The sequence below is a fragment of the Streptomyces sp. NPDC008238 genome (assembly GCF_042956445.1).
Taxonomy (GTDB): domain Bacteria; phylum Actinomycetota; class Actinomycetes; order Streptomycetales; family Streptomycetaceae; genus Actinacidiphila.
In genome coordinates, this window is record NZ_JBIBGK010000010.1 from 87,107 (window position 1) to 111,120 (window position 24,014).

The window sequence follows — 24,014 nt, forward strand, 5'->3', positions numbered from 1 at the left end:
GCGCGCAGCGCGGAGGGGTCCTGGACGGCCCCGCGGCCCGCTCACACCGCTTTCGCGCCCGGCAGGGCGATGGTGAAGTCGTCCTCGACCGGCGGGTCCAGCTCGTGCGCGAGCAGGCCCGTGGCGGCGAAGCAGCGCACGCGCACGGCGGAGGGGCTGACGTCCAGCCGCAGGAAGCTCTTGAAGAACGGCGGGCTGTACGTCGCCGAGCCCGGGGAGAGCAGCCGGGTGAGCATCCGGCGGACGGGCAGGCGCAGCCGGCGCCTGCGGTCCGGGCGGGGCGGGGCGCCCAGGACGCTCGCGACGAAGCGGGTCCGCAGGGTCACCCGGGCGCCGGTGGCCCGGGTGGCCGGGACGCCGAGCCGCCGGGCGAGGACCGCTGACGCCTCGTCGGGGGTCAGGTCGAACAGCCGCCGCAGGTGGAGGCGGCGGCCGTAGAGCCGGCTGTAGAAGGCGAGGGAGTCGCCGCGCATCGGGTAGCAGCGGAAGCGGTCCTCGGTGACGCCGCCGACCTCCACCCGGGGGATCGTGTGGGTGGCGTGCATGAAGGCGCCCCCGCCGCCGGAGACGACGTACTCGACCCTGCGGCCGTCCACGTCGACCGGGTAGCGCTGGTAGTTGTGGATGTCGCCGCCGATCACGGCGACGAAGTTGCGCTCCGGGTCGCGGACGACCTCGTCCACCGTGCCGCCGCCCTCGACGGCGCAGGGGTGGTGCTCGCCGTCCACGTAGATCGGGGAACCGGTGACGAGGATCTTGGGGCGGGGGCCGAGCGAGACCCGGCGCAGCCACTCGCCCTGCTCCCGGTCGATGTCGCCGAGCAGGCCGGTGTCGATGCCTATGATCCGTATCGGCCCCGAGTCGATCGCCCAGTACGGGCCGGGCTGGGAGGCCGTCTGGGAGGGCGCCGAGCGCATCAGGCGGGCCGCGTCGAGCCGGGCGTCGTCCGGCACGTCGGGCTTCGCCCACAGCAGGGTGCGCCACCAGGCCCGGGACAGCGGACGGGGGCGTGGCACGGGCGGCAGGGCGGGGGCGCGGCAGAACACCCGCATGAAGCCGGTCAGTCCGTCGTACCAGTCGTGGTTCCCGGGGATCGCGTACACGGGGGCGTCGTAGTCCCGGTAGGGCCGGAAGAACTTGGTGTCGTACTCGTCGGCGCTGCCGACCGGGTAGAGGACGTCGCTGCAGATCACGGCGTAGCGGGTGCCGGCGCCCGCCTTGAGCATCCCGGGGACGACGGCGTACTGCGGGTCGTCGCCCTCGCCGGTGTCGCCGAGGAGGAGGAAGGAGAACGCGTCGGGGTCGTCGCGCTCGATCACCAGGTCCGTGCCGGCCGCCCCCCGCTGCCGCTGGCCGTCCACCCAGCGCTGCCGGTCCCGGCCGGTCGGGTCGCCGAACAGGGAGGCGAGCGGCCCGTTGCGGGCCTTCCACAGGGTCACCGGGTCCAGCCACGAGAGGTTGACCACCCGGGCCGGCATCAACTCACGGTAGGCGCCGGGCTGCTGGCTCTCCCAGCCGGCGCCGGCCAGGGATTCACGCGAGGAGTCGGACACGGGCGCACTGTAGCAACCGGCCCGGACACCGCCCCCGGCGCCCGCGACTCCCCTCAGTCCTGGGCGTCCTGCGGGTACCAGCGCAGTTCCACCGTGTTGCCGTCCGGGTCCGAGACGTACGTCGACAGCGCCTCGCCGCGCGCGCCGAACCGCCGCACACCGGCCTCCAGGACCGTGAACACCCCCGAGGCGACGACCTCTTCCCAGTCCAGCGGCTCCACGGTGAGGCAGATGTGGTCGACGTTGGACTCGCCGCGGGGGCCCGCGACCAGGTCGATGATGGTCTCCGGGGTGATCCGCACCGACGGGAACGGGGCCTTCCCGGCGCGCCATTCCTCCACGCGCACCGGCTCCAGGCCGAGCGGCCCGGTGTAGAAGGCCAGGGACCGCTCGACGTCGGCGACGTTGAGGACCAGGTGGTCGAAGGCCTTCACACGCAGCACGGTCATGTCTCCTCCAGTTGTGGTGTGCCGGGCGCCCTCACGGGCCGGGGCAGGGTGGTCAGAAGGGCGCGAAGCAGACCGCGGCCAGGGTGCCGTGTTCCACGGTGTCGCGCGGCAGGGTGAGGCCGAAGTGGCGTTCGCCCATCTCCAGGATCTCGTCCTGCGGTCGTGTACCTCAACAGCGGCACCTCGCCCCGGTGGTTCCTGTACGCCGAGGACGGCCGGGTCGTCGGCGACTTCGAGCCCGGTGTCGAGGCCGCTCAGCTCGGCGGCGACGACCCGGGCCGGCTGGTGCCGGCCATGCAGCAGGTGGGCCTGCTCCTCCCCGACGGGACCTCCGCACCCGACGCCGACGGGGAATGTGTGGCTCCGCCGTACGCCGGGAGGATGACGCGCTCCTCCTCGTGGCCGGTCCGCCGACACACTACGCACCGGCGCGGCCCCGCGGCGTCGGCGGGAGAGGTGGTGCCCGGAACCGGATTTGAACCGGTACGCCCGCAAGGGGCAGCGAGGTTTAAGCTCGCCGTGTCTGCATTCCACCATCCGGGCAGGGCGACGCCGGAGCGCAGTACGAGCCTATCCGGCGGGGCGGGTGGAACAGGGCCCCGGAATCGTCATGTTGTCTGATTTTAAGGCTGCCTGACGAGCCATCAGATACGACCGGTCCGGAGGAAAGCACAGGCCCGGGGCGGTCCGGGCGGCGGACCCGGCTCCCCGCAGATGACGCGAAATCGCTTCCACCCGGAGGCGGGATCTCGGGGTCCCCGTCATACCCAAGTAGTACGCGGGGGTCCGCGCGTACCTCTCGGGACTGCCTGCAGAACCACGATGTGGACGGATCCCGACGACGTCTCCCGTCGGGACGATGGACGGGTCCGATCGACTCCCCCGTCCCGACAGGAGCAGCGTGCCGTGACCACCACCACCGCACACCCCACCGCCACGGCCACGGCCGCCCGTGCCGTCGACCTCAGCAAGGTCTACGGAGAGGGCGAGACCCGGGTCGTCGCGCTCGACGCGGTGTCGGTCGAGTTCCGCGCCGGCGAGTTCACCGCGATCATGGGTCCCTCGGGCTCGGGCAAGTCCACGCTGATGCACTGCATGGCGGGCCTGGACACGGTCTCCTCCGGCTCCGCGCGGATCGGTGACACCGAGCTGTCCGCGCTGAAGGACAAGCAGCTCACCCAGCTCCGCCGGGACAAGATCGGCTTCGTCTTCCAGGCGTTCAACCTGCTGCCGACGCTCACCGCCGCGGAGAACATCACGCTCCCGATGGACATCGCCGGCCGCAAGGCCGACAAGCAGTGGCTGGACCGCGTCGTGGAGACCGTCGGGCTGTCCGAGCGGCTGTCGCACCGGCCGTCCCAGCTCTCCGGCGGTCAGCAGCAGCGCGTCGCCGTCGCCAGGGCGCTGGCGAGCCGGCCCGAGATCATCTTCGCCGACGAGCCGACCGGCAACCTCGACTCCCGTTCCGGCGCGGAGATCCTCGGCTTCCTCCGCAACTCCGTGAAGGAGCTCGGCCAGACGGTCGTCATGGTCACCCACGACCCGGTCGCCGCCTCCTACGCGGACCGCGTGGTCTTCCTCGCCGACGGCCGGATCGTCGACGAGCTGCACGGCCCGACCGCGGACACGGTGCTGGAGCGCATGAAGCGCTTCGACGCCAAGGGCCGCACCAGCTGATCCCCGCCGCCGACCACGAGCCACGACCGAGAGACAAGCCCTGACATGTTCCGTACCGCCCTGCGCAACGTCCTCGCGCACAAGGCCAGACTGCTGATGACCGTGCTCGCCGTGATGCTCGGCGTCTCCTTCGTCTCCGGCACCCTGGTGTTCACCGACACCATCGGCAACGCCCTCCGCAAGGCCTCCGCCCGGAGCTACTCCGACGTCTCGGTCGCCGTCACCTACGGCGACGTCGACCACCCGCTCCCCCAGCGGCTGGTGGACGAGATCGGCCGGCTGCCCGGCGCCGAGTCCACCACCGCGACCGTGACGGGCTTCACCGCCATCGCCGACAAGAAGGGCCGGCTGGTCGGCGACGGCTGGTCCACCCGCGGCGGCAACTACGCCGGTGCGGGCCGCTACCCGATGAGCGAGGGACGCGCCCCGCGTACCTCCGCCGAGATCGCGCTGGACTCCAAGACCGCCGAGCGGACGGGCTACGGCGTCGGCGACACCGTCCGGATGTCCATCGACGGCCCGGTGATGCGGCAGAAGGTCACCGGCGTCTTCCGCACGGACGACGGCAACGTCGCCGCGGGCGGCAGCCTGGTGCTCTTCGACACCGCCACTGCCCAGAAGCTCTTCGGCAAGCCGGGCACGTACGAGGAGATCGACGTCAAGGCGGCCCCGGGCACCGCGCAGGCCACGCTGAAGGCGGGGATCGAGAAGCTCCTGCCGCGCTACGCCAAGGACGCCACCGCGACCACCGGACAGCGACTGGCGGACGACGAGGCACGGCAGATCGCCTCCGACCTCAGCCAGTTCAACACCACCCTGCTCAGCTTCGCCGGCATCGCGCTCTTCGTGGGCATCTTCATCATCGCCAACACCTTCACGATGCTGGTCGCCCAGCGCACCAAGGAGCTGGCGCTGCTGCGCGCGGTCGGCGCCAGCCGCCGGCAGGTGACGCGTTCGGTGCTGGGCGAGGCCCTCGTCGTGGGCACGGTGGCGGGCGTGACCGGCTTCCTGCTGGGCATCGGCATCGCGGCCGTCATGCGGGCGGTGCTCGGCTCGGCGGGCGCGGAACTGCCCGACGGCGCCCTGGCCGTGCAGCCCGGCACGGCGGGCGTGGCGCTCGCGGTCGGTGTGGGCGTCACCGTGCTCGCCGCGTGGCTGCCGGCCCGCCGGGCCGCGAAGATCCCGCCGGTCGCGGCGATGAGCAGCGTGCACGCCCCGGCCACCGTCAAGGGCCTGCTGCTGCGCAACACGCTCGGCGCGCTGCTGTCGGCGGCCGGCATCGTCCTGGTGGTGGCCGGCTCGGGGATGAAGGACGGCGGCAACATGGTCCTCGGCGGCGGCGCCGGGCTGCTGCTGATCGGCGTCTTCGTCCTCACCCCGCTGCTGTCCCGGCCGGTGGTCGCCGCGGCCGCGCCGCTGCTGCGGCCCTTCGGGGTCACGGGCAAGCTCGCCCGGCAGAACTCGGTGCGCAACCCGCGGCGCACCGCCGCCACGGCCTCCGCCCTGATGATCGGCCTCACCCTGATCACCGCCCTCACGGTGGTGGCCATCTCGGTGAAGACCACCGTGGACGAGCTGGCGGCCGCCCATCTGAGGGCCGACTACCAGATCACCATGGCCACCGGCCAGAACCTGTCCCCCGAGGTGGCGAAGCAGGTCGCCGGCACCGACGGCGTCAGCGACTCCAGCGCCGTGCGCGACGCGCACACCGAGCTGGACGGCGAGGACGAGTGGGTCACCGGCGTCGACGCGCCGCAGATCGAACGGCTGCTGGCCCTGGACTTCACCCACGGATCCCTGGCCGCGGCGCGCGGCGACTCCGTGGTCGTGGACTCCGACACCGCGAAGCGGCGCGGCTGGCACCTCGGGGAGAGCCTGCCGGTGCGCTACGACGACGGCACCAAGGGGCGGTTGACGATCGGCGGCGTCTTCGTGGGCGGCGACCTCATCAACGGCGTGATCATGGACAACGCCACGGTGACCCCGCACACCCCGAAGGCCGGGGACATGCGGGTGCTGGTGAAGATGGCCGACGGCCCCTCCGAGGCCCACCAGGACGCGCTGGTGAAGGCCCTCGGCGACAACCCGGTCGTCAAGGTGCAGGACAAGGCGGACATCTCCCGCGCGCTCAGCTCCACGATCGACCTGATGCTGAACATCCTCTACGGGCTGCTCGCGATGGCCGTGCTGGTGGCGGTGCTGGGCGTGATCAACACGCTGGCCATGTCGGTCTTCGAACGGCAGCACGAGATCGGCATGCTGCGGGCGATCGGACTGGACCGTGCCGCGGTCAAGCGGATGATCCGGCTGGAGTCCCTGGTGATCTCGCTCTTCGGCGCGGTGCTCGGCCTGGGCCTCGGGGTGTTCCTCGCCTGGGCGGTCGGCGGGCTGATCCGGCCCGAGCTGCCGAGCTACGCGATGGTGCTGCCCTGGGACCGGATCGCGGTCTTCGTGGCGATCGCCGCCGTGGTGGGTGTCCTGGCCGCGCTGTGGCCGGCCCGGCGGGCGGCCCGGCTGAACATGCTGGAGGCCATCAAGGCCGAGTAGCGGTACGGCGGGACATGCCGGGGGCGGGGGCCGTGTGCGGCCCCCGCCCCCGGCGCGTTCAGGCCTGCCGGCCCGTGCCCAGCCAGTCGGCCCGGGTGCGGGGCATCCCCGAGCCGCCGTCCTTCGTCGGGCGGACGGCGAGGACCTGGTTGACGCCGATGCGGTTCTGCTCGAAGGAGAGCGCGGAGGCCGCCATGTAGAGCCGCCAGACGCGGGCGCGGCCGGCCCCGGCGAGCCGGACGGCCTCCGGCCAGTGGGCCTCCAGGTTGGCCACCCACTGCCGCAGCGTCAGGGCGTAGTGCTCGCGGATCGCCTCCACGTCCCGTACCTCGAGCCCGGCCTCCTCCAGCCGGGCGACGGTGGAGCCGACCGGGGCCAGCTCGCCGTCGGGGAAGACGTACCGGTCGATGAACTCGTCGACGTGGTAGGCCTCCTCGTCCGCCCAGGGGCGGCGGCCGATCTGGTGGTTGAGCAGCCGCCCGCCGGGCCGCAGCAGCCCGTACAGCACCCCGGCGTACTGCCGGTAGCGCTCCCGGCCCACGTGCTCGGCCATGCCGATCGAGGAGATGGCGTCGTAGGGCCCGTCGTCGACCGCCCGGTAGTCCTGCACGCGGATCTCGATCCGGTCGGCCAGACCGGCGTCGGCGACCCGCTTGCGGGCGTAGGACGCCTGCTCGGTGGAGAGCGTGACGCCGGTGGCGCGGACGCCGTAGTGCTCCGCGGCGTGCATCACCATCGAGCCCCAGCCGCAGCCGACGTCCAGCAGCCGCTGCCCGGGCTGCAGTTGCAGCTTGCGGCAGATCAGGTCCAGCTTGGCGCGCTGGGCGTCCTCCAGGGTCGCGTCGGGCCCCTCCCAGTAGGCGCACGAGTAGACCATGGACGGGCCGAGCACCCGCTCGTAGAAGTCGTTGCCGACGTTGTAGTGATGGCTGATCGCCTGCCGGTCGCGGACCGGGCTGTGCAGCACGCCGGAACGCCGGCGGACCTCCTCCGGCGGCGGGGGCGGCGGCAGACCGGGGCCGGCCAGGGCGAGGGCCTCGCGGGCCAGCCGGTAGGTGGCGGGGTCGCGCGCGATGCCGAGCAGCCGGCGCGGCGAGGTCCCGCCGCCCTCGGTGGGGCGCTCCCAGACGAGCCCGGAGAGCCGGTCCAGGGCCTCGTACAGATCGCCCTCGACGTCGAGTTCACCGGCCACCCAGGCGCGGACCAGGCCGAGTTCGCCGGGCTTGTAGAGCAGCCGGCGCAACGCCCGCCGGTGCCGTACGACCAGGACCGGGGCGTCGGGGGGTCCGGTCTCGCTGCCGTCCCACGCGCGGACGCGCAGCGGGATGGGAACGCCGAGCGCCTGCTCGGCGAGGGCGGTCAGTCGTCCGGCCGCATCGGCCATGGCGCGTACCTCCGTGCCTCCATGAAGACGGGTCCACTGGGCTGGGAAACGGATGCGGGATACACCGACATTCCCGCGCTACCGCTTCTTTACCTCTACCCATCTCATGTCCTGTGCCCCGGAGCCAGGGACACGGGCACGACGAAGGGCGCCCGCCCCACGGATGGCGGACGCCCTTCGGCCGTACTGCTACCTGCTCAGGCCTTGGCCTTCGCGGCCTCGGCGGGGACCGCCACGGCCGGGACCGGCTTGGCGGCCTCGTAGAACTCCTCGCGCGGGTTCTCGATGGCGCCGAGCGAGACGACCTCGCGCTTGAGGAACATCGCCAGCGTCCAGTCGGCGAGCACCCGGATCTTGCGGTTGAAGGTCGGTACCGCCATGCCGTGGTAGCCACGGTGCATGTACCAGGCCAGGCGGCCCTTGAACTTCAGCTTCATCTTGCCGAAGCGGACCAGGGCGACGCCCTTGTGCAGGCCGAGGCCGGCCACGGCGCCCTTGTTGGCGTGCTTGTACGGCTTCTGCGGGAAGCCGCGCATGCCCGACACCACGTTGTCGCCGAGCACCTTGGCCTGGCGCAGCGCGTGCTGGGCGTTCGGCGGGCACCAGGCGCCGGGGCCGGAGGCCAGGTCGGGGACCTGGGCGTTGTCGCCCGCCGACCAGATGTAGTCGGTGCCCTGGACCTGGAGCGTCGCGGCGGTGTCCACGTGGCCGCGCGGGCCGAGCGGGAGGCCGTACTTGGCGAGCACCGGGTTGGGCTTGACGCCGGCCGTCCACACGATGGTGGAGGCGTCGACCTCCAGGCCGTTGGCCAGCACCACGTGCTTGTCGACGCAGGAGGTCATGGAGGTGCTGAGGTAGACCTCGATGCCGCGCTCGCGCAGGTGCTCCAGACCCCAGGTGCCCAGCTCGGGACCGACCTCGGGGAGGATCTTGTCGGCGGCGTCGACGAGGATGAAGCGCATGTCCTCGCGCTTGACGTTGGTGTAGTACTTGGCCGCGTCGCGGGCCATGTCCTCCACCTCGCCGATGGTCTCGGCGCCGGCGAAGCCGCCGCCGACGAAGACGAAGGTGAGCGCCTTGCGGCGGACGTCCTCGTCGGTGGTGGAGTCGGCCTTGTCGAGCTGCTCCAGCACGTGGTTGCGCAGCCCGATGGCCTCCTCGACGCCCTTCATGCCGATGCCGTGCTCCGCGAGGCCCGGGATCGGGAAGGTGCGGGAGACCGCGCCCAGAGCGACCACCAGGTAGTCGAAGGGCAGCTCGTAGGTCTCGCCCACGAGCGGCTCGACGACCGCGACCTTGCGGTCCTGGTCGATGGTGGTGACCCGGCCGGTGAGGACCTCCGCCGTGGGGAGCACGCGGCGCAGCGGCACCACGACGTGGCGGGGGGAGATGCTGCCGGCGGCGGCCTCCGGCAGGAAGGGCTGGTACGTCATGTACGAGCGCGGGTCGACGACGGTGACCGTCGCTTCCGCGTAACGCATCTTCTTGAGGATGCGCCGCGCCGCGTACAGGCCGACGTACCCTCCGCCTACTACGAGGATCCTGGGACGCTCCGTGGTGCTCATGCTTCGAGTATTCACCACGCCCCAGGGGGTACCTCGTGAGCCCCTTCACAAGGTTTCCGGTGCCCTCTGCTACACTGCGCCGCTTCGTGATCAGGACCACAGCGCCCAGGGGGAACCCGGCGGGCCGCGCGGGCGTTGAGCGCCCCCTCCGACCAGCGGCGATCGGCATCCGGGGGCACCTCTTCACGGTCCCGCAACACAGCCGAAACGCGTGGGCAGCAAGGGTTCTTGGGGCTCCTGGGGGACCCGGCCGCGGGGAGTTGGGCCGTCCGGCGGGAACTTTCATGTGAAGAAATTCACGAACTTCGCGGGGCGGGCGTGTCACGCCCGCCCCCGGACCCCGCTCAGATGGAAAAGGCCCTGCTCAGGCGATGCTCCAGGCGATGCCGTCGAGGATGTCGTGCTCGGAGACCACGACCTCCCGGGCACCCGTCCGCTCCATGATCCTCAGCAGTACCAGGGCCCCGGCGCCGATCACGTCGACCCGGCCCGGGTGCATCACCGGGATCGCGGCGCGCTCGGCGTGCGTGGCCGCCAGCAGGCGGGCGCTGATCTCGCGCACCGTCCCGACCGGGATGCGGGAGTGGTGGATGGCGGCCCAGTCGTACTCGGGCAGGCCCAGCGCGATCGCGGCGACCGTGGTGACGGAGCCCGCCAGCCCGACGAGGGTACGGGCCTCGCGCAGCGGGACGGTCCGCTCGGCGAGGTCGAGGGCGGCGTCGATGCCCCGCGTCATGGCGGCGATCAGATCGGCCGTGGGCGGGTCGACGGCCACGCCGTCGCGGACCAGGTGGCGCTCGGTCATCCGCACACAGCCGACGTCGACCGACCGTGCGGCCGTGACGCGGTCGTCGCCGACGACGAACTCGGTGGAGCCGCCGCCGATGTCCACGACCAGGAAGGGGCGTTCGAGGTCCGCCCGCCCGGCGAGCTCCTTGGTGGCGCCGGTGAAGGAGAACTCCGCCTCCTGGTCGCCGGTGATCACCTCGGGCTCGACGCCGAGGATGTCCACCACCCCGCGCACGAAGTCGTCCCGGTTGGCGGCGTCCCGCGAGGCGGAGGTGGCCACGAACCGGAGCCGCTGCGCCCCCAGCTCCCCGATCACGCCCGCGTACTCGCGGCAAGCCGCGAAGGTGCGCTCCAGGGCCTCGGGGGCCAGCCGGCCGGTGCGGTCCACGTCCTGACCGAGCCGGACGATGGTCATCCGGCGGTCCAGGTCCTTGATCTCGCCGGTCGCGGGGTCCGCGTCCGCGACGAGCAGGCGGATGGAGTTGGTGCCGCAGTCCACGGCGGCGACGCGGGTCACGAGTCCTCGCCCTCCTCCCGGCCGGCGCCGCCGCAGGGGCTCACGCACGGGCCCTTGCGCCACCACTCGGGCAGCATCGCGATCGTCTCGTCGCCCAGCGGGTTCACCCCGGGGCCGGCCGCCAGGGAGTGGCCGACCAGGACGTGCAGGCACTTGACCCGGTCCGGCATGCCGCCGGCGCTGGGGAAGCCCTCCAGGACCTCGACGGCGTCCCGGCGGGCGATGTAGTCCTCGTGCGCGGCGCGGTAGGCGGCGGCCAGTTCCTCGTCCTCGGCGAGCCGGGCCGTCATCTCCTTCATGACGCCCTCGGCCTCGAGGGTGCCGATCGCCGAGGCGGCGCGCGGGCAGGTCAGGTAGTACAGCGTCGGGAACGGCGTCCCGTCCTCCAGGCGCGGCGCGGTCTCCACCACGTCGGGGTTGCCGCAGGGGCAGCGGTGCGCGATGGCCCGCAGGCCGCGCGGCGGGCGGCCGAGCTGCTCCTTGAAGGCGGCGATGTCCGCCTCGGTGGGCGGGGCGTGCTCGGTCTGCGGCGGGGGCTTTTCCATGCCTGGGCGTGTCTCTTTCGGGGCGTGCGTCAACGGTGTGCTGCGGCGGCGTCCGCGTGGTCCACGCCGTCCCACAGGTTGGAGTACCAGGGGCGGCGGGCGGCGCTGTCGCTGTGGCGGGCGCCGGACCCGTCGGGGGCCGCGGCTCCGCTGGGCTCCACCACCGTATACGCCGTCTCGCCCGGCAGTACGTAGTGCAGCCGGGCCCGGGCCTGCGCCTTGACGTACTCCGGGTCCTGCCAGCGGGCCTTCTCCTCGCGCAGCTCGTCGACCCGCTTGCGCGCCTGCTCGGCCTGCTTGCGCTGGTCGGCGATCTGCGAGCGCTGCGCGACGTACTGGCGCATCGGGTAGGCCAGGGCGACCACCAGGGCGCAGACCACCAGCGCCAGCAGCGCGGCCCGGCCGGTCAGCCGGCTGCGGCCGCGCGGCAGCGAGGGCCGCGGACGGCCGGCCGCGCGGTAGACGCGGGCCTGCGCCTGTGCCCCGAGGGCACGGATGCGCGTCGCGGTGGAGAAGCGATCCGGCACGTGCACCTCCGGTGGGGTTCGGATGGCCCTTGCTGCGCACGGTGCCGCCCGCCGCGGGCGCGGCGGGCGGCACCGGACGACGTCAGCCCTTGAAGCGCGGGAACGCGGAGCGGCCGGCGTACACCGCGGCGTCGTCGAGGATCTCCTCGATGCGCAGCAGCTGGTTGTACTTGGCCACGCGCTCGCTGCGCGCGGGGGCGCCGGTCTTGATCTGGCCGCAGTTCGTGGCGACGGCGAGGTCGGCGATGGTGACGTCCTCGGTCTCGCCGGAACGGTGCGACATCATGCACTTGTAGCCGTTGCGCTGGGCCAGCTCGACCGCGTCCAGGGTCTCGGTCAGCGAACCGATCTGGTTGACCTTGACCAGGAGCGCGTTCGCCGTGTTGCTGTCGATGCCGCGCTGCAGGCGCTCGGGGTTGGTGACGAACAGGTCGTCGCCGACCAGCTGGACCTTGTCACCGAGCTGGTCGGTGATCGTCTTCCAGCCGTCCCAGTCCTCCTCGTTCAGCGGGTCCTCGATGGAGACCAGCGGGTACGCGTCGACCAGCTCGGCGTAGTACGCGGTCATCTCGGCCGCCGACAGGGACTTGCCCTCGAAGGAGTAGCTGCCGTCCTTGTAGAACTCGGAGGCGGCGACGTCGAGCGCGAGCGCGATGTCCTGGCCGGGCTGGTAGCCGGCCTTCTTGATGGCCTCGACGATCAGGTCGAGGGCGTCGCGGTTGCTCGGCAGGTTCGGGGCGAAGCCGCCCTCGTCGCCGAGGCCGGTGGACAGGCCGCGCTCCTTCAGGACCGCCTTGAGGGTGTGGTAGACCTCGGCGCCCCAGCGCAGGGCCTCGGAGAAGGACTCCGCGCCCACGGGCGCGATCATGAACTCCTGGATGTCCACGTTGGAGTCGGCGTGCGAGCCGCCGTTCAGGATGTTCATCATCGGGACCGGCAGCACGTGGGCGTTCGGGCCGCCCAGGTAGCGGAAGAGCGGCAGGTCGGAGGCCTCGGAGGCGGCGTGGGCCACGGCGAGCGAGACGCCGAGGATGGCGTTGGCGCCGAGCGAGGACTTGTCCGGGGTGGCGTCCAGGTCGAACATCGCCTGGTCGATCAGGCGCTGCTCGGTCGCGTCGTAGCCGACCAGCTCGGGGCCGATCTGCTCGATGACCGCCAGCACGGCCTTCTCCACGCCCTTGCCCAGGTAACGGCTCTTGTCGCCGTCGCGGAGCTCGAGGGCCTCGAACGCACCGGTGGACGCACCGGAGGGGACGGCTGCACGGCCCGTGCTGCCGTCGTCGAGGCCGACCTCGACCTCGACGGTGGGGTTGCCTCGCGAGTCGAGGATTTCCCGGGCTACGACGACGTCGATGGACGGCACGTGAGTCTCCTTCTGGATGTCTCTTCGTTTCGGCATGAGCCTAACCGACCCGAAAAGCCACGGCCGGGCACGCTCGGGGGATGGACATGCGCGCACTCGGAACGGAGGAGAAAGTTCAGCCCGATGTCAGCAGGCGTCCGCCGAGCGGGGGTGGACCCCCACCCGGCGGCGTGCGGGGGTCAGCGGCCGAGGTTCAGGTACGAGCCGGCGCTGATCGCGTTCGGGTCGTCGCCGATGACGTCGCGGTTCGCGTCGTACAGGCCGCGCCAGCCGCCCGTCACGTGCTGTTCCATCGCGATCTCGCAGAGCGAGTCGCCCTCCTGCACCAGGTAGCGGCCGCCGGTGGTGGTCTTGGCGCTCGCGTCGTTGGCCCGGCCGGTGTCGGCCTTCTTGGTCTCGGTGCGCGTGTCGGGCGTGAGCGGGATGACGCCCCAGGCGGCCTCGCCCTCGACGAAGTGGGCCGGCAGGCCGCTGGGGCCGTGCTCCTGGGTCCCGGTGGAAGCCGTGCCGTTCCCGGCGGCGGGTGCGTCGGCGGCGGTGCCCGCGTCCGGCTTGCGGTGCTTGCCGGCGCCCTTGCCCTTGTCGCCGGCGGTGGGGGTCGCGGAGGCGTCGGCGCCCTCGGTCGGGTCGGCGTCCGGCACGGCGGTGGTGTCGTCGCCGGTGCCCGGGGCGGTGGTGCCGGTGGTGTCGTCGCCGGAGGTGGCGCCGTCACCGTCACCGTCGGTGTCCTGGTCGCCCGAGCCGGTGGAGTCGCCCCCCTGGCCGTCGTGGTCGTGGCCGCCGTGCAGCAGGCCGTCGAGGGCGTCGGTGAGCCCGGAGGAGTCGGCGCAGCCGGACCAGGCGTCGGGGCCGAGTTCCGCGAGGATCTTCTCGGCCACGGATATCTGCTCGTTGCGGCTGGCGAGGTCGGGGCGCTCGGCGTACTGGTCGCCGCCGTACTGCTGCCAGGTCTCCTCGGTGATCTGCAGACCGCCGAAGAAGCCGTTGCCCGTGTTGGAGCTCCACAGGCCGCCGCTCTCGCACATGGCGACCGCGTTCCAGGTGCTGTTGGCGTCGGCGGCGCTGGCGCCGCTCGCTGCGAAGAGGGGGAGCGTGAGGCCCGCCCCGGTCGCCGCGACCGCGACCATGGCGGTCGGGGCCTGACGCGGCTTGCGGTGTCGGCCGTTCCCGGACTTCAGCATGCGCCATCGCCTTTCACGTTCGAACATTGCGATGGCGCCAGACCGTAGCCGCCTTGGCCCATGCATCACAAGTCGATGTCTCACGGATCACGCCAAGATCACGTTCTGACGCTACGTCAGTCACTTTGCGGTGTGAACGCGACCGGCAGGGTCCGCAGACCGCGCATGATCAGGCCGCCACGCCACCTCAGATCGGCCGGATCCGCGGCCAGTCGGAGGTCCGGAAGCCGGGTCAGCAGGGTCGCCAGCGCGGCCTGCGCCTCCAGCCGGGCGAGCGGGGCGCCGAGGCAGTAGTGGATGCCGTGGCCGTAGCCGAGGTGCTGGTTGTCGCGGCGCGTCAGGTCCAGGGCGTCGGGGTCGGCGAAGCGGGCCGGATCGCGGTCGGCGGCCGCCAGGACGACGAGCACCGGGTCGCCGGCGGCGACGGACTGCCCGCCCACGGTGAGCGGTTCGGTGGCGAAGCGCCAGGTCGCCAACTCCACCGGGCCGTCGTAGCGCAGCAGTTCCTCCACGGCGGTACCGAGCGGCTCGCGCTCGCCGCGGGCGAGGGAGTCCTGCAGCCACCGCCGCTGCTCCGGGTGGCGCAGCAGCGTGTAGGTGCCGTTGCCGATGAGGTTGACGGTCGTCTCGAAGCCCGCGAAGAGCAGGATGAAGGCCATCGCGGCGGCCTCGTTCTCGGTGAGGTGCTCACCGTGGTCGCTCGCCCGGATCAGCCCGGAGATCAGGTCGTCGCCGAGGTCCGAGCGCTTGCGGTGGATCAGTTCCAGCAGGTAGGCGCGCATCTTCTTCACCGAGCGCGCCACTCCCCCGCGCGGACCGCCGCCGTGCCGGATCATCATGCCCGCCCAGTCGCGGAAGTCGTCCTGGTCCTCGGAAGGGACGCCCAGCAGGTCGCAGATGGCGTAGATCGGCAACGGGAACGCGAACTCATGGATGAGATCCGCCTCGCCCTTGGCGGCGAAACCGTCGATCAGGCGGTCGGTGAGCTCCTGCACCCGCGGCGCGAACTCCGCCACCCGGCGCGGGGTGAAGGCCTTCGAGACCAGTCGCCGCAACCGGGTGTGGTCCGGTGGGTCGATGTTGAGCAGGTGCGTCATCAGGTCCGCACTGCGCTCACCCGGGATGCCCACCTTGCCCTTGGCGTGGGCGCGTTCGGAGTGGTGGACGGGGTTCTTGCTGAGCCGGGCGTCGGCGAGCGCCTGCTTGGCGTCCGCGTACCGGGTGACCAGCCACGCCTCCACCCCGCTGGGCAGGGTCGTGCGGTGCACCGGCGAGTGCTCGCGCAGCCACGCGTACGCGGGGTAGGGATCGGTCGCGAACTGCCAGCCGAACAGCTCGGGGGCGGGCGGGATGCCGGGGTCGGGGGTCACGCTGTCATGCACCCCATGACGTTAGCCGGTCGCGGCTGAGCCGGTCGGCCAGCCTGGTCGTCTCCGGCAGGCGGTAGGAGGGGGCGAGGGCCAGCACATGGCGGCAGGCGGTGTCCAGGTCGACGCCGTGACCGGTCGAGACGTAGACCGGCTTCACGCCCCGCTGGGTGCGCAGCACCCGGCCCACCGTCTCCCCCGCGTCCACCAGCGGCGCGGTCGATCCCCGGGCGTCACCGAGCGCCGCCGGGTCCCAGGTGCCGACGAACGGCGTCTTGGCCACCCCCGCGGTGGGCAGCCCTGTGAGCACCCCCAGATGGCAGGCGAGGCCGAAGCGGCGCGGGTGCGCCAGCCCCTGGCCGTCGCAGAGCAGCAGATCGGGGGTGACGGAGAGCTTCTCCAGCGCGTCGATCAGCACGGGCAGCTCACGGAAGGCGAAGAGCCCCGGCACGTACGGGAAACCGGCCAGGGCGGTCGCCGTGACCTGCTCGACCGGGGCCAGCGTCCCGGTGTCGAGCACGACGACGGCGGCGGCCACGGCGTCGCCCTCGGCACCGTGGCCGCCGCGGTAGGCGACGTCCAGTCCGGCCACGTACCGCGGATGCCGCGGACCGGGTCCCCGGTGGTCCGCCAGCGGGCGGAGCCGGTCCTGCAGGGCCAGTGCCTCGGCCTCGTCACGCGGCCACGCGTGCGGTACGTCGATGCGCATGGCGGTGAGCCTAGGCGCGCCGCATCGGCAGGCGCACGATCGTCCGCGCAGCCGGCTGCTCGGACGATTCGACGGCGCACGGCGCCCACCCCCGGCCGAGGGCAGGGGGTGGGGTGACGACACGACCCCGGCCGGGCCCGAGCCCGGGCGGGACTCAGTGCTCTTCCTTGCCGCTCTCCTCCTGGCCCGGGCCGGAACGCGTCGGCCCGCCCCTGGGGGCGCCGCCCGGAGCACCGCCCGCGGCGCCCGCCGGTGTGCGGCGCTCCGCGGCGCTCCGGGTGTCCCCGGGGGTTCCGGTGTCCCCGGTGGCGCGGACGTCCCCGGGACTTCGGGTGCCGGCCGCGGGGCCGCGGGTGCCGCCCTCCGGGCTGCTCACCCCGTGGGAGCCCCAGTTGCCGAAGCCCTTGAGGGAGTGCGGCAGGTGCCGGATGCCGTCCTGCGGCCACTCGTCCGGTTCCCGCCATTCGGTGAGCGTGTGCCGCTCGCCGTCCTGGTGGCCGGGGCCGTGGTCGGCCGACGTCTCCCTCCCGTGCTCCTGGCGGGTGTGCCACGCCCCGCCGCGGGGCTGCGGTTTCTGTTCCGGTGGGGGCTCCTTGCTCCGTGCCCACACACCGATGGAGACGGCGCCGACGAGGATGCCGACGAGGAAGATGCCCACCACCAGCGGCGCGATGCCGACGAGATAGTCGTGCGGCACGGCCAGCTGGATCTGTTCCAGTGCTCGCATACGTCCCATTTACCCGCTGCGCCCCGGACTGACCCACATCGCCGGAAGGAGATCTTCCGCAACCGGGCCGCGCGGCTGGTCAGCCGGTCTTCTCGGCCTCCAGGATCGCGTCCCGGTAGCGGCGCGCGGCGGCCCGCAGGGCGGACTCCGGGTCGATGCCGGCCGCCTGGGCGGCGAGCGCGAGCGCCAGCAGGCGGTCACCGGTGTCCGCGGCGTCCTGGTCCGGGACGGCCACGGACAGCCCCGCCTGGCGGGCCCGGGAGCCGAGCTTGGCGGCGAGGGCGAGCGCGGGCTGGCCGAGGGGGATGCCCTCGGTGACCGAGCCGCGCCGCTTCTCCTCCGCCTTGGTGCGCAGCCAGTGCTCGCGGACGTCCTCCGGGGTCTCGGCGACGGCGTCCCCGAAGACGTGCGGGTGCCGGTGGATCAGCTTGTCCACGATGGTGGCGGCGACGTCGTCGATCGAGAACGGCTCCTCCGGGTCGTCCTGCGCGATCCGCGCGTGGAAGACGACCTGCAGCAGCACGTCGCCGAGCTCCTCGCGCAGGGCGTCCCGGTCGCCCTCCTCGGCGGCCTCGGCGAGCTCGTAGACCTCCTCGATGCCGTACTTCACCAGTTCCTCGGTGGTACGGACGCTGCTCCAGGGGCACTCGCGGCGGATCCGGTCCATCACCTGCACCAGGTCGAGCAGGCGCGCGCCCGGCAGGTCGTAGGAGGCGGGCAGCAGCTCCAGGTCCGGCATGTGGACCCGGCCGGAGCCGCCGAGCCGGGCCAGCTCGTCGGTGACGGCGCGGTCGCCCTCTCCGCCCGCCAGGTAGACCACGGTGCGGCCGTCCCCGGTGAGGTCGACCAGCTCCCGCCCGGTGGGCGCGGACGGCTCGACACGGACCCCGGCCTCGCGCAGGTACGGCAGCTGCGGGTTCCCCGGGTCGGGGCAGACGACCAGGTCGGCGGCGCGCAGCAGCTCCCAGGCGGGCCAGGAGAGCAGGCCGGGCGCGACCCGGTGGGTGGTGGTCAGCAGTACCAGGCGGCCCGGGCGGGCGGAGTCATCGGAGTGGTCCACCCGACGAAACTACCTCGCCGCCGGACGGCACCGGGGCCGGGCCCGAGGGTCGGACCCGGCCCCGGCTGCGGCCCCGGTCGCGCGGCGCCCTACGCCTGGGCGGCGCGGCGGCTGACCTCGCTCAGCCACGGGTCCTTGGTGGCGTCCAGGTCGAGCTTGTCCGAGTTCCACGTGCCGAAGCGCGGGTTGACGTCGATCTCCAGCTTCTTCGACGTGTCCCGCAGCACCTTGATCAGCGCCGTCTGACCCTCGGGGGTCTGCACGTCGGCGCCGTAGTGGGCGGCGACCTTCTGCATCAGCAGGTCGGTGCGGATGCTCTCGTCGATGTCGGCGGGCACCATCGCGTAGGTCTGCAGCAGCTGGGCCTCCAGGGCCTCTTTGCCGCCGGCCTGCAGCTCGCTGTCCGTCCGGGCCTTCTGCAGCTCGCGCCGGGTGACGGAGGCGCCGATGTCGTCGGCCGCCCGCTCGATGACCTCGTTCTGCACCAGCCGGTGCACCACGTTGCGCTGGAGATCGCTGCTGGCCTCGATGAGCTGGGCGGCCTGCGGGGTCTTCTCCTGCGCGGCGCGGACCGCGGCGACCTTCGACTGGACCGACTCCACGGTGATCTGCTCGCCGCCCACGACGGCCGCGGCGCCCGCGTGCGGTGTGCCGCAGGAGGTCAGCAGTGGCGCCGCGAGCAGCACGGCTGCGGCGGCGGTGGCGGCGAGAGCAGTCCTGCGGCGGAGCATTTTTGCCTCCCGGCAAGGGATCGAGCGACGGTGCACGACCTGGCAGTGATGCAGTGATCGAGGATATTGAGCGGGGCGCCGGGATATCCAGCACTCTGCACAACACACTGCGCAAACGATCCGCCGGACCTCAGGTGTCGCAGGCGACGCCGTCGCCGTCCCGGTCCAGCGAGCGCGAGTAGCCGGGGTCCCCGCGGTGCAGCGGGGCGGCGCCCGCCTCGCGGGCCGCGGCGCAGTTCGCGTACGTGGCGTCCGGCGAGGGGGCGGTGCCCTGCTTGCCGTCCCCGTCCCCGTTCCCGCCGCCGGACCCGCCGTCCCCGCCGGACGCCACCGGCTTGCCGTCGTCCGGCAGGGGTTCGTCGGGGCAGGTGTCCAGCACCTTCACCATGGCGGCCTTCTCGGCCTCGGTGACCCACAGCCCGTACTTCTTCTTCACCGCGACTTGGCGGGCCACATACGGGCAGCGGAAGCCCTTGTCCGGCGGCAGCCAGGTCGCCGCGTCGCCGTCGCCCTTGCCGCGGTTGGTCGGGCCGTCGACGGCGAGGAGGTTCAGCGGGTCGTTGGCGATCTGCGTGCGCTTGTCGCGGGACCAGTACTTGGCGCCCTTCTGCCAGGCGTCGCTGAGGGCCACGACGTGGTCGATGTCGACCGTGCTGCGGCCGCGCGTGAAGTCGATCCGCCTGCCGGTGTACGGGTCGGCGAGGGTGCCCGAGGCGACGACGCAGTCCCCGCCCCGGTCGGCGCGGTAGGAGGTGCCGGTGAGGTCCCGGCGGAGTATGTCGTCGCGGGTGTCGCAGCCGTTGTGGTCGGTGTCCGCCCAAGCCGCGCCGAACTCGTCCCGCGCGTAGCCCGTCTTGGGGGCTCTGCCCTTCACCGCCAGGTCGCCGACCGCCTTGAGCGCGCTGCCCTTCGGCGCCCCGTCGTTCCCGGCGCCGCTGCCCGTGCCGCCGCCGAGGCCCTCGCCGGTGCAACCGGCCAGACCCGCGCCGAGCAGCACGGCGGCGGCCGCCGCTGCCGCTGCCGTTCCCGCCCTGGTTGTAAGCACCTTGGCACTCTAGGGGGTGGGGGGTGCGGCCCGGCAGGGGGCGTCCGGCGGCCGAACGGTCACCGTACGGGGGCGGTTCGGCGCAGCTCGTCCACAAGGGAGAGGAAGAGGGGGAAGTTCGGGATGTCCTTGACCTTCTTGGACGACCAGGACAGGGACTTGCCGGCCTTCTTCAGCACGAGCACGCCGTCCGAGACCCGCACGCCCTCGATCTCCTGCCAGGTGACGGCCCCGCGCCTGGGCGTCGCGACACCGGTGCGGTTGACCGCGATGTCCCCGAAGGTCAGCGTCCCTCCCTCGGCCAGCATGCGCAGCATGCCCGGCAGCTGGAACCCGGCGACCTCCTGCTGGATGAACGGCCCCCAGCGCTCGGGCTCCGCGTAGAAGTTGAGGATCTTCCGGACCGTGCCGTCGCCCTTGTGCAGGGTGTAGCGGTAACCGGTGGCGACGTGGATGCCGTTGACGTAGGACTCGGTGATCTCCTGCAGCACCGTCATCGAATCCCAGCGGAAGGCGGCGGGGACGCCGGCGTGGTCGATCTCGACCAGCCCGAACTCGTAGAAGTGCAGGCGCCGGGCGGCGGCCTTGCGGGAGAAGTTCGGGGTGCGCAGGGCGTGGTGGAGGAACCACAGGCCGGGCAGGACGAAACAGGCCAGCCCCACGAGGATCATGAACACGAAGTTGCACGTCATCAGGAAGCCGTGCCGCTTCGGCAGGATCGTGAGGCGGTGCCGGCCGAGACCCTCGGCCGAGGCGGCGGCCGCGACGTCGTCGGGTATCCGGTCTTCCATGGTGCGTTCCGCCGTTCTCGGGGAGGGGACGGGAGAGGACGGCCCTGGCGCGGCGTGCGCCAGGGCCCGGGGATCGTAGCCGGTGGCTCAGCCGACGACAGCACGTACGGCTTGCCTTCCTCGGCCACGTAGGCGGTGGTGGTCTCGGCCCCCTCCTTGCCCCGCCGCTGCCGCTCCCGCCGGGTCGTGCCCACCTCGGCGCTGCCGGGGACAGGGGCGGGAACCGTCAGGGGTACGTCAGCTCCGGGCGTTCACCGCGCGCGCCACCGCACCGGCGACCTCGGAGCGGAGCCCGTCCCCAGTGCTGGTGACGGACACATTGGCCCGCTGCTTGCCATGGTCATCCGCACCTACCAGGACGAAACGAACCTTGCCGTACTGGGATGCCGTCTGCTCGGCGGCGGCCACCTCGGGCTCGCCGGCGGCCACCACCACGTCGCACGAGCGCTGAAGCAGTCCGTTGAGGAACGGCACCGCGTTGGCGGCGGACTGCTCACCTGTCACGGACGAGTAGCTCACCCTTGCGCGGGTGCTGACCGACGCGTCCTGCATGCCCTGCCACACGGTGGCCGCGGGCGTCCCCGTGGCGATGCCCTTCTCCCCGGTGAGCAGACACGCGTCGACATCCTCGTAGTGCCGGGCCCGGGTGTCGGGCAGGGGCCTGGCGTCGTCCTGGGCCAGGACGAACCACACCACGGCTGCCGCTACCACCACTGCGGCGGCGACCGCGGCCGACATGATCCGCCGGCCCGTCAGGGCGCGCAGCCACCCCACGACGGCACGCGTGAGCCTGCTCAAGCGCCCTTCCGCGCCGGTGACACGCGCCGCCTTCACCCGCTGTGCCGGGGCCACCTGCCGAACCCTCTTCGCCACCTGTCTCCGCTCGCTTCCTCTGTACCGTTCACTGGCCCTGGTCGGTGCGACCGTCTGTGTCCGCCGCCCCGGCGACGGGCCAGAACTTCCAGGCGTGCACCGGGGCCACCACCATCGACAACAGGATCAGCAGGACGTCGACGGCGAACTCCGGCCCATGGGTCGACTCCGGCGTCAGTGCGAGGTCCAGCGCCCACGCCACCAGCACGAGGCAGAAGACGCCGAAGGCGGTCCAGTCGGCGCGCCGCCCCCGGCGCAGGGCGATCAGGAGCGCGGGAAGCGGGCTCAGCAGTCCCAGGCTCACGACCGGGACCGCCGCGGCCCCCAACCGGGCGGCGAGCCGCCCGCCAGGCCGCCGCGTCAGCCCGCCGCCCGGTCCGGTCTCCTTGTTCACCGCTCGCCGCCTGTCAGCCGGTGACCGAACATCCCCACCCCATTCATGACGCAAACAGCACAGGTAGCGTGCTGGGCACAGTCGTTCCGATACCCCCACCAGCCGCGCACCTCGATCCGCAGTGACGCGGGGTCGCGGGGTCGCGGGCTTCCGTATGGGGGCCCTGGCACGGTATCCGTGCGTCCTCCAAGCCCGGGAAAGCGGATACCGAGGTCGTCGCAAGACTCGCCCAAGCGGCGGCAAAACTTCCCGAGGCTGCTTCAGCCGAGGGTCCCGGACGACGTCCCGAGACGCGGCGGCGGCGCAGGTCGGCCCGCCCGTTCCCAGGCGACGAATGTGTTGGTGCGGGCGTGCACGAACTCCTTGACGGGGTCGCCGAAATACGTCCACGGCACGTTGCCGATATGACCCCCGATCGCCCGGAACTGCTCGACCGCCTCCGCGTGGCGCTTCGTCTGGAACAACGTGTCCGCGAGGAGGTGACGCGCGGTCGGCAGCCGGTGGTGGCCGGCGGGAACGTGGGCCACCGCGTCGAGGGTGGCGTCCACGGCGGCGGCCACGAAGGGCTCGGCGTAGACCTTCGACTCCGGCTCCTGGTGGGCATGCTCGAAAATCGCGTACAGGCGCAGGGCGGGCAGCAAGCTGCCCCGCGGCGCCGAGGCAGCCGCCTCCTCCGCGAAGCCGAACATCAACTCCTTGGAGCCCCGCCACTTCGCGCACCAGTACTGCAGGGCGCCGACGTGGGCGCCGAAGTGATGCGGATCGCGCAGGATGATCTGCGCCCACAGGACCCGGAAGTCCTCGTGCGACCAGCCCTGACCCAACGCGATGGTGATCTGGGAGACCCACGGGGTCGGGTCCTCCGGCACCGCCAGCCGCGCCGCCTCACGGCAAGCCGGCAGTGCCTCGGCCAGGAGCTGGTGGAAGCCCTGGAACTGCTCGTCGCTCGTGTACTTGGCCCGCTTGGCGCCGCGCGCCTTGCCGGCCAGGGCGACGAGGGTGTCGGCGTATACGAGCGCGGCGTCGGGGTCGCCCGGGCGCTCGGCGTGCCAGACACGGAGCCACGTGTCGTCCTCCGCGGCCGCGTCCACGATGTGCCCCAGCCGGTACCAGCGCAGGTCCCAGTCGCGCCCCGCATCCGCCAGGTACGCGGCGGCCCGCCGCCAGTCACCCGACAGCGCCGCCGCGACCACGGCGTCCGCCTCCGGGTCGGGCTGCGCCCGCCCGGTGTCCAGCTTCGACGCCGGCACCAACCCGTACTGCGCCGGATCGATGGTCAGCGGCGCCTTGGCTTTCGCCTCGGCCCGCTTGGCGCGTGCCTTGATGGCGTTGCGGGGAATCGTGACGGCGGCGTAGACGAGGACGCCTGCGCCGGCCGTACCTATGAAGAGGTTCATAAACCGTCCATGTGTGGGGGCTCGCCGCCGAGTTGGCGGGCGCCCAGCCGGATGTGAATCAACGATGCGTGGAACAGCGGGCTTCGGATGCGGAGCCCAGGGACCTCGCCGTCGGCGATGTGCCATGCATGCAGCGAATCCCGCGGTGTGCCCCACCTCGGCCTTCGGCGCCTCTGAGAACCAAATTGCCGAATTTCCGAGATATGTCGATCGCATCCCCACTAAGCTCATCGAGGCAAGATCGGAGAAGAGTGGCCAGGCCTTGAATCAATTACATTCAAGTTCGACAGGCAGCCATACTCCGCACTTCAAAACTGCCATCAGCCCCGGTAGTGACGGATGTATTCCAAGAATCGCTCTGCATACATCTGCGCCAAAATGTCACCACTATCGATCAGCGCTTCGACGGACACCCCTGAACGAATCGCGCGCATATCGTCGATCTGGCGATCGAATTCCATCTGCCCCAATGGCGAGGTGGCTGGAAGATCAGGATCATCTTCCAACCCCCCCACAATGGAGTAGGCCCCCAACAGTGCATTGAAACATGTCGATGCACTAACGTCAGGATGCTCCCAGGTTCGCACTGCATAATCAGCCGTGGAAACAACATCGATGAACCAGGGCTCGACGTTCTCTGGGTCTTCGAACGGAAAATCGTCTGGCCCCAGGAGCTCCTCGAACCGGGAACGAAGGGCATGGCTGTCAACATCCTCACCCACAACCCTCCGCATGCAGTATCCGTAGGCGTCCTCGATGACCTGCCGTGTTGATGGCGAGGTAATCTCTTCGCGCTGGTCAACCAGGACCATCCGACAAAGCC

The 24,014-nt window shown here is 72.1% G+C and carries 22 protein-coding genes, 1 tRNA gene and 1 pseudogene; 3 read left to right on the top strand and 21 right to left on the bottom strand.

The features are described from left to right. Positions 1-41: 41 nt before the first annotated feature. Positions 42-1,553 carry a metallophosphoesterase family protein gene (locus ACFZAU_RS21800; protein ID WP_500553567.1) on the bottom strand — a complete coding sequence of 504 codons (1,512 nt, stop codon included), beginning with the start codon at positions 1,551-1,553 and terminating at the stop codon, positions 42-44. Between the two features lie 53 nt (positions 1,554-1,606). Then, on the bottom strand, positions 1,607-2,002 hold the full coding sequence (locus ACFZAU_RS21805) for a VOC family protein (RefSeq protein WP_499600218.1): 396 nt from the start codon (positions 2,000-2,002) through the stop codon (positions 1,607-1,609). A 162-nt stretch (positions 2,003-2,164) separates the two neighbouring features. On the opposite strand from ACFZAU_RS21805, the pseudogene ACFZAU_RS21810 reads away from it, so the two are divergent. Further along, positions 2,165-2,320 (top strand): annotated as a pseudogene (locus ACFZAU_RS21810) (DUF6461 domain-containing protein); the annotation flags it as partial. Positions 2,321-2,459: 139 nt separating this feature from the next. Here ACFZAU_RS21810 and ACFZAU_RS21815 read toward each other — a convergent pair. Next, a tRNA-Leu gene (locus ACFZAU_RS21815) sits at positions 2,460-2,545 on the bottom strand. Between the two features lie 363 nt (positions 2,546-2,908). On the opposite strand from ACFZAU_RS21815, the gene ACFZAU_RS21820 reads away from it, so the two are divergent. Further along, entirely contained in the window at positions 2,909-3,679 is a 771-nt protein-coding gene (locus ACFZAU_RS21820; RefSeq protein WP_500461967.1) for an ABC transporter ATP-binding protein, read from the top strand. Positions 3,680-3,724: 45 nt separating this feature from the next. Beyond that, the gene (locus ACFZAU_RS21825; protein WP_500553568.1) at positions 3,725-6,226 is read left to right on the top strand and encodes an ABC transporter permease; all 2,502 of its coding nucleotides are present in this window, start codon (positions 3,725-3,727) and stop codon (positions 6,224-6,226) included. Between the two features lie 58 nt (positions 6,227-6,284). Here ACFZAU_RS21825 and ACFZAU_RS21830 read toward each other — a convergent pair whose 3' ends face one another. The 18 genes from ACFZAU_RS21830 to ACFZAU_RS21915 all read right to left on the bottom strand — a co-directional run bounded on the left by ACFZAU_RS21830 (position 6,285) and on the right by ACFZAU_RS21915 (position 24,003). Then, entirely contained in the window at positions 6,285-7,610 is a 1,326-nt protein-coding gene (locus ACFZAU_RS21830) for a class I SAM-dependent methyltransferase (RefSeq protein ID WP_500553569.1), read from the bottom strand. 197 nt (positions 7,611-7,807) lie between these two features. Next, positions 7,808-9,175 (bottom strand): NAD(P)/FAD-dependent oxidoreductase, encoded by a 1,368-nt coding sequence (locus ACFZAU_RS21835; protein WP_500553570.1) that lies wholly within the window; start codon positions 9,173-9,175, stop codon positions 7,808-7,810. 364 nt (positions 9,176-9,539) lie between these two features. Further along, positions 9,540-10,481: a Ppx/GppA phosphatase family protein gene (locus ACFZAU_RS21840; protein WP_500553571.1), complete on the bottom strand. Its 942-nt coding sequence runs from the start codon at positions 10,479-10,481 to the stop codon at positions 9,540-9,542. Further along, complete coding sequence (locus ACFZAU_RS21845) at positions 10,478-11,026, bottom strand: DUF501 domain-containing protein (RefSeq protein ID WP_500553572.1); 549 nt, start codon at positions 11,024-11,026, stop codon at positions 10,478-10,480. The genes ACFZAU_RS21840 and ACFZAU_RS21845 overlap by 4 nt, the downstream gene beginning before the upstream one ends. Before the next feature lie 29 nt (positions 11,027-11,055). Beyond that, on the bottom strand, positions 11,056-11,553 hold the full coding sequence (locus ACFZAU_RS21850) for an FtsB family cell division protein (protein ID WP_499600210.1): 498 nt from the start codon (positions 11,551-11,553) through the stop codon (positions 11,056-11,058). 82 nt (positions 11,554-11,635) lie between these two features. Continuing rightward, positions 11,636-12,916, bottom strand: coding sequence for a phosphopyruvate hydratase (eno, locus tag ACFZAU_RS21855; protein ID WP_499600209.1), 1,281 nt, complete (start codon positions 12,914-12,916; stop codon positions 11,636-11,638). A 179-nt stretch (positions 12,917-13,095) separates the two neighbouring features. Further along, complete coding sequence (locus ACFZAU_RS21860; RefSeq protein WP_500553573.1) at positions 13,096-14,097, bottom strand: transglycosylase family protein; 1,002 nt, start codon at positions 14,095-14,097, stop codon at positions 13,096-13,098. A gap of 116 nt (positions 14,098-14,213) precedes the next feature. Next, on the bottom strand, positions 14,214-15,479 hold the full coding sequence (locus tag ACFZAU_RS21865) for a cytochrome P450 family protein (protein ID WP_500553574.1): 1,266 nt from the start codon (positions 15,477-15,479) through the stop codon (positions 14,214-14,216). Continuing rightward, complete coding sequence (locus tag ACFZAU_RS21870; protein ID WP_500553575.1) at positions 15,472-16,173, bottom strand: endonuclease V; 702 nt, start codon at positions 16,171-16,173, stop codon at positions 15,472-15,474. Before ACFZAU_RS21870 ends, ACFZAU_RS21865 begins: the two co-directional genes overlap by 8 nt. A 154-nt stretch (positions 16,174-16,327) precedes the next feature. After that, positions 16,328-16,900 (bottom strand): DUF6479 family protein, encoded by a 573-nt coding sequence (locus ACFZAU_RS21875; RefSeq protein WP_500553576.1) that lies wholly within the window; start codon positions 16,898-16,900, stop codon positions 16,328-16,330. Positions 16,901-16,979: 79 nt separating this feature from the next. Beyond that, positions 16,980-17,960, bottom strand: coding sequence for a nucleoside triphosphate pyrophosphohydrolase (locus ACFZAU_RS21880; protein WP_499600204.1), 981 nt, complete (start codon positions 17,958-17,960; stop codon positions 16,980-16,982). Between the two features lie 89 nt (positions 17,961-18,049). After that, positions 18,050-18,691: a SurA N-terminal domain-containing protein gene (locus ACFZAU_RS21885; RefSeq protein WP_500553577.1), complete on the bottom strand. Its 642-nt coding sequence runs from the start codon at positions 18,689-18,691 to the stop codon at positions 18,050-18,052. 130 nt (positions 18,692-18,821) lie between these two features. Beyond that, complete coding sequence (locus ACFZAU_RS21890; protein ID WP_500553578.1) at positions 18,822-19,736, bottom strand: GmrSD restriction endonuclease domain-containing protein; 915 nt, start codon at positions 19,734-19,736, stop codon at positions 18,822-18,824. Between the two features lie 59 nt (positions 19,737-19,795). Then, positions 19,796-20,527, bottom strand: coding sequence for a DUF6585 family protein (locus ACFZAU_RS21895; protein WP_500553579.1), 732 nt, complete (start codon positions 20,525-20,527; stop codon positions 19,796-19,798). Between the two features lie 237 nt (positions 20,528-20,764). Continuing rightward, entirely contained in the window at positions 20,765-21,325 is a 561-nt protein-coding gene (locus tag ACFZAU_RS21900) for a hypothetical protein (protein WP_500553580.1), read from the bottom strand. A gap of 103 nt (positions 21,326-21,428) precedes the next feature. Continuing rightward, positions 21,429-21,794 carry a hypothetical protein gene (locus ACFZAU_RS21905; protein WP_500553581.1) on the bottom strand — a complete coding sequence of 122 codons (366 nt, stop codon included), beginning with the start codon at positions 21,792-21,794 and terminating at the stop codon, positions 21,429-21,431. 260 nt (positions 21,795-22,054) lie between these two features. Next, a complete protein-coding gene (locus ACFZAU_RS21910) occupies positions 22,055-23,191 on the bottom strand; it encodes a hypothetical protein (RefSeq protein WP_500553582.1) in 1,137 nt (378 codons plus the stop codon). Positions 23,192-23,511: 320 nt separating this feature from the next. After that, positions 23,512-24,003: a hypothetical protein gene (locus ACFZAU_RS21915; RefSeq protein WP_500553583.1), complete on the bottom strand. Its 492-nt coding sequence runs from the start codon at positions 24,001-24,003 to the stop codon at positions 23,512-23,514. Positions 24,004-24,014: the final 11 nt, after the last annotated feature.